Annotated in this window: 5 protein-coding genes; 2 read left to right on the top strand and 3 right to left on the bottom strand. The window is 57.7% G+C overall.

Annotated elements, in window-relative coordinates:
• Positions 1-124: 124 nt before the first annotated feature.
• The 3 genes from NW843_RS10410 to NW843_RS10420 all read right to left on the bottom strand — a co-directional run bounded on the left by NW843_RS10410 (position 125) and on the right by NW843_RS10420 (position 2776).
• Positions 125-787, bottom strand: a complete 663-nt coding sequence (locus NW843_RS10410; RefSeq protein ID WP_414522896.1) for a hypothetical protein — start codon at positions 785-787, stop codon at positions 125-127.
• A 143-nt stretch (positions 788-930) separates the two neighbouring features.
• Positions 931-1677: a GvpL/GvpF family gas vesicle protein gene (locus NW843_RS10415; RefSeq protein WP_011433160.1), complete on the bottom strand. Its 747-nt coding sequence runs from the start codon at positions 1675-1677 to the stop codon at positions 931-933.
• Positions 1655-2776 carry a sugar phosphate nucleotidyltransferase gene (locus NW843_RS10420; protein WP_414416280.1) on the bottom strand — a complete coding sequence of 374 codons (1122 nt, stop codon included), beginning with the start codon at positions 2774-2776 and terminating at the stop codon, positions 1655-1657. The genes NW843_RS10415 and NW843_RS10420 overlap by 23 nt, the downstream gene beginning before the upstream one ends.
• A gap of 301 nt (positions 2777-3077) precedes the next feature.
• Between NW843_RS10420 and hisG the strand changes: the two genes are divergently transcribed.
• Positions 3078-3785 carry an ATP phosphoribosyltransferase gene (hisG, locus tag NW843_RS10425; protein ID WP_011433162.1) on the top strand — a complete coding sequence of 236 codons (708 nt, stop codon included), beginning with the start codon at positions 3078-3080 and terminating at the stop codon, positions 3783-3785.
• 108 nt (positions 3786-3893) lie between these two features.
• Positions 3894-4688: a photosystem II manganese-stabilizing polypeptide gene (locus NW843_RS10430; RefSeq protein WP_414522897.1), complete on the top strand. Its 795-nt coding sequence runs from the start codon at positions 3894-3896 to the stop codon at positions 4686-4688.
• Positions 4689-5089 lie beyond the last annotated feature (401 nt).

Raw genomic sequence — 5089 nt, forward strand, 5'->3', positions numbered from 1 at the left:
CCTGAACCATGTTCAGGAGAGTTCAGCGTGAATGTATCAGGTTCTTGAGATTGCAGCGCACCCTCTTGGGGTGAGGTTTAGGCCGAGGTTGACCGTTCGCGGCGGGGGGCCGTAGGCTCTGCTGCTACCTACGCCGCAGCCGTTGAGTCAACTCTTCCCCCAAGCGCATCCATTTTGCTATCTCTTCGGGACTCACCTGTCGGTCATTCTGCCAGAGAATGAGGTGGGCGCCGGCCCCTTCGGCACAATAGTTGGGATATTGCTCCAAAAAACTGAGGACGCCGGGATGAAAACGTAGCCGAACTTGAGCTTCATCCTGTCCTCGCAAGAGATAGCTCCGGGAGAACTTAGGGTGGCTCTCGAAATTGATATCTTGCATGCCAAAAGCTTTGGCGATGCCATGGAAAAGGGCATTTTCGGGGTGCAGCCGAAAACGGGGCAGATGAAGATCCTCGTGATAGGCGTAGAAGACGGACTGGCGATAAGTGCTAGAACTCTTGCCACTGCCGCGGGTGTATTGGTAATCAAAAACGGTAATCTCAGTGCCATCGATCAGCCGCTTGGACATCGAATTATAGAAACGCCGCCCATGGGCTCGTTCAAACAGTCCAAAGCCTGCTTGCAACAAGCGAGATCGAATCTCTTCAGGCAACTGGGCAGAAAAGCGCATTCCTAGCTGTGCAGCTACCCGCTCCAGAGCTTCTCGACGTTTCTTTTCGTGGTAAAGGGCTAGAGCCAAGATCCCGGCAGCCAGAGCTAAAAACAGGATAAAAATAAGCCACTCCATACCGTCTCCCTCGGCTTAGCCACTGCAGTGCCTATCCCCACAATACCTGAGCGGATCCCCAAAAGGATCCCTGCCTTCGACCATTCAGCCGAGCGGTCTCCTCTTGTCTTTTATAGAGAAGTGACCCAATACAGCTGAGTGTGTCAAAGTTTGACGAAATTGTAGGGAGCGGTGAAGTTGTTGTAGCGAATGCGCAGCCGCCCCTGGAAGGTCTGGTCTAGCTCCTCTACTTTTTGGGCAAAAACCGGCTCATCTTCCCAATTGATCAAAAACGAGCCGTTGTAGGCCATGTTTTCGGTGAGCAGATCTCCTTCTACGCGGTCGCTGGCCAAGGGGCTGAGGGCTGCTGTAAAGGTCTGGGCAATGCGCTGACGTCGCTGCTCTAAGAGCTGCTCCAGAGCCCGTCCGATCTCAACTACCGCGTCCAATCCCAAAGGAGCGCCGGCCATTTCGTCCCGCCGAGCTTTGAGGGCAGGGTTTTCCTCTAGCCCCAGCTTGAGCTCCTGCTCGGGATCCCAGAAGACTTTGACTCCCACCTCCCGCTTGCCCTCCAGGCGCTCCAGCAGAGCCAGCAGATCCGCCAAGCGGGGCTGCACCAAGTCCCGTTCCACCTGCTCCCAGCCGCTGACCACCAGACCAAATTGCAGAGGCAGCAGAGCCCGATGTCCCTCGTTCATCACTTTTTCCAGCACGGCCTCATGGGCGAGCAAGTTGGCCCGGCTGGCCAGGTAGCGCTCCTGTCGAGCCTGGGAATACAAGAAGGCCAGGGATCCCAGCCCGTGAACCTGCACCGGCTGCTTGTCCAATCCCACCACACTCAGGTGGCGCGGGCCGGGGGCAGCGACGATCCCGTAGAGGTAGAGGGCGCTATGGGGATTTGCCGTTGGCATTGCTGCGGGCATCTCCGATCAGCCACGTGAGGTTGGACTCTTCGGTGTCGATGGCATTGCCATCCGAGGAAATGCAGTAGCGACCCATCACCATCTGGTGGCGTAGGGTCACGCCTGCCGCGATCTGGGTGTAGTTAAAAATCAAGCTGCCATCCAGCGTACACCCTTCATTCAACACACATCCGTAGCCAATTGCCGTGGGGCCGATGAGTTTGACCCCGTCCGCCAAATAGCTGCTGGCCCCGATGTAGACCGGTGGCTCGATGTGGATGCGATCCCAGTTGGCGCGGATGTTGATCCCCGTCCATACGCCGGGTTGAATCTGGATCCCAGGCACCTTGACTCCCTTGATCTCGCCGCGCAGCACTTTTTGCACCGCCAGCCAGTAGTCGTGGGTGCGGCCAATGTCCACCCACTGAAAGTCAGCCGTGATCCCATAAAAGGGGGCACCCGCTTTCACCAAGGCCGGGAAGAGATCGCTGCCGATGTCGTAGGGGCAGCCAGGGGGAATGTAGTCGAACACTTCCGGCTCGAAAACATAGATGCCGGTGTTGATGGTGTGGCCGAGGGCCTCTTCCCGCCTAGGCTTTTCTTGGAAAGCAGTGATGCGACCCGTCTCGTCGGTGACTACCACCCCATAGCTGGAGACCTGGCTGGGATCCACCTCCCGCAACACCACGGTGGCCAGCGCTCCCTTGGATTTGTGGAAGTTGACGATCTGCGTGAGGTTCAGGTCGATCAGGGCATCCCCACAGAGCACCACAAAGGTACTGTCGAAAAATCCGGAGAAATCCTGGATCTTGCGCATACCGCCAGCGGAGCCCAGAGGTTCGGCCACCGGCTGGCCGTTCTCAAAATGGCCTTCGAAGGAAAAGCCGATGTGAACCCCCCATTGCTGCCCATCTCGAAAGTAGTCTTCGATTTGGTGGGCCAAGTGGCTGGTGTTGACCATGATCTGGTCGAAGCCGTGTTCCCGCAGCAGCTCCACCAAAAATTCCATGACAGGCTTGTGCAAAATGGGGATCATCGGCTTCGGCATCATGTAGGTGATGGGCCGTACCCGCGTGCCTTTGCCTGCTGCCAGGATCATGGCTTTCATGCCGTCGTCACTCCTCCGGGCTAACCGTGCTCTGACTTTATCATCCCAGGATCGGCATTCCAGAGAACCGGCGGGGCTTTCAAGAGGCTGGGGAATCGCTGCTGGGATTCCGATCCCCTACAATCAAGGGGGCTTGCTCTTCTGGGCATTTCGCCAAGGGTTTCCCCTGAGCCCCTCGTTTTGCCCCGTCTCTCCTGAGAGTTCCACCCGGCAGACGGGGATCCCAGCATTCTTACATTGATTGCTCCTGGCCCAAGATTCAGACGGATGTATCAGACAAATGTAGTAGATCCTGAAAAAGATGCTGGATGGCCGTCCCGACAGCCCACCCATCACGATTGCCCTGGCCAAGGGGGCCTTGCTGCCTGAGGCCATTCAATGCCTGCAGCAGGTGGGGATCGATTTCAGCCGTTTTTTGGATCCCGGCAATCGCCTGCTGCGGATTGAATCCCCCACCCGGCTGAACGGACAACGCTACGAAGCGCTGCTGGTGCGCACTCACGATGTGCCGGTGTACGTGGAGTACGGGCAGGCGCAGTTGGGCATTGTCGGCTACGACGTCTTGCGGGAGCGCTATGCCGGCACCGAAGCGCGGGTGGCCCACCTGTTGGATCTCCAATTTGGCCACTGTCGCATGTCGGTGGCCCTTCCCCAAGATAGCCCCTACCACTCGGCAGCTCAGTTGCCTGCTCATGCCCGCGTGGCTTCTAAGTTTGTCGGCTGCGCCCGGGAGTATTTTGACCGCCTGGATTTGCCGGTGGAGCTTATCTCTCTCTATGGTTCGGTGGAGTTGGCCCCCCTCACCGGCATGGCCGATGCCATCGTCGACTTGGTAGCCACAGGGCGCACCCTGAGGGAAAACGGCCTGATTGAGCGAGACTGCCTATTCGAGAGTACAGCTCGCCTGATTGCCCATCCCATCAGCTACCGTGTCAACCAACAGCCTATCCGCGAGTTGATCACCCAGATTCGGGAACGCTGGCTGGGATCCCTGTTGGTGGGTGGCTAATTTTGAGGCACTTCCTCTGAGGGGGATCACGATTGCGTACAATGGGGGCATTCGGGCTTATTTCCCCCAGCAGCGTTCAGATTCAAAAAAGGTTTTTCGAGGTTGATTATGCGGTACCGTCCACTGCTCGCCATCCTGTTGGCGCTTTGTTTGAGCGTCTTTGCTGTTCCGGCTAAGGCTGCCAAGGCGCCGCTGACCTATGACCAGATCCGCAACACCGGCAAGGCCGCCATTTGCCCTTCGGTCTCGGACAACGCCCGGGGCCGTATCGAAGTGCCTAGGGGGGGATCCCTGAAGCTGACGGATGTCTGCTTCCAGCCGGTGCAAATTGAGGTGGAAGAGGAAAAGCGGAACGGCGAGAAAGAGTTCATCAAGGCCAAAAACATCATGATCTCAGCGGCCACTCTGGGGCCGATTAAAGCTGAGGTGACTCCCAAAGACGGTGCGCTGGAGCTCAAAGTGGTGGATGGGATCACCTTTCAGCCGACCACCGGCCAAATGCCCCGCCGCGAGCTGGTGCCGTTTCTGTTTAGCGTGAAAGACTTGGTCGCCACTGCCCAGGGCTCCGCCATTGACCCTTCGACCGATTTTGAAGGGGAGTTCTTGGTGCCCGGCTATCACAGCAGCACCTTCCTCGACCCGCGCGGGCGGGGATCCAACACCGGCTACGACACTGCGGTAGGTCTACAGGCTGCCAAAGATGATTTTGCCACCAACCGCAAGGTGGACGAGGTTTCCCAGGGGAAAATGTCGCTGCGGATCGCTCGCGTGGATGCCAGCACTGGCGAAATGGCGGGATCCTTTGTTAGCATTCAGCCTTCCAGCACCGAGCAAGGGGCGATGGAACCCCACACTGTTCGCGTTCAAGGCTTGTTTTACGCTCGCCTGGCGCAGGAGTCTTGAAGAGGCTTGAGGAAAGCCGAGAAGAGATCCAATTTCGGGGTTGAGATGGGCAGAGATCCCGGCGATCCCTGCCTATTTCTGTTGATACTATGTCTGTCTGGGTTTGCCCGTTGGGGAAGTGTGCAGCGATAAAGTCTGGGCCAGATGCCGCCACAGGTTCATTTGCAGATGGCCGCTGCCACTAACCTGCCTTTTATGTTGACTCTGGACCCAAGGGGACTCTCAATCTGGACTCAAGGAAGCCCTTTGTGAGTTCCGCTTCAGCCAGTACCGCCACCAGTGCGGATCCGAGTTCTGCTGCGCTCGCTACCCCAAAGTAAACTACCCGGCCCTGACTGCTTCGCAGTACAGGGCGGGTTTCGGTAGCCCTGCAGTTGGCAAGCCAACCACGGGCCTCTAGG

This window comes from Synechococcus sp. R5-12, assembly GCF_047502655.1.
GTDB lineage: Bacteria > Cyanobacteriota > Cyanobacteriia > Thermostichales > Thermostichaceae > Thermostichus.

What these genes read in the sequence shown, in the direction of transcription:
- hisG (WP_011433162.1), top strand. Translation starts at nt 3,078, where the DNA reads ATGCTGGATGGCCGTCCCGACAGCCCACCCATCACGATTGCCCTGGCC.
- NW843_RS10420 (WP_414416280.1), bottom strand. Translation starts at nt 2,776, where the DNA reads ATGAAAGCCATGATCCTGGCAGCAGGCAAAGGCACGCGGGTACGGCCC.
- NW843_RS10430 (WP_414522897.1), top strand. Translation starts at nt 3,894, where the DNA reads ATGCGGTACCGTCCACTGCTCGCCATCCTGTTGGCGCTTTGTTTGAGC.
- NW843_RS10415 (WP_011433160.1), bottom strand. Translation starts at nt 1,677, where the DNA reads ATGCCAACGGCAAATCCCCATAGCGCCCTCTACCTCTACGGGATCGTC.
- NW843_RS10410 (WP_414522896.1), bottom strand. Translation starts at nt 787, where the DNA reads ATGGAGTGGCTTATTTTTATCCTGTTTTTAGCTCTGGCTGCCGGGATC.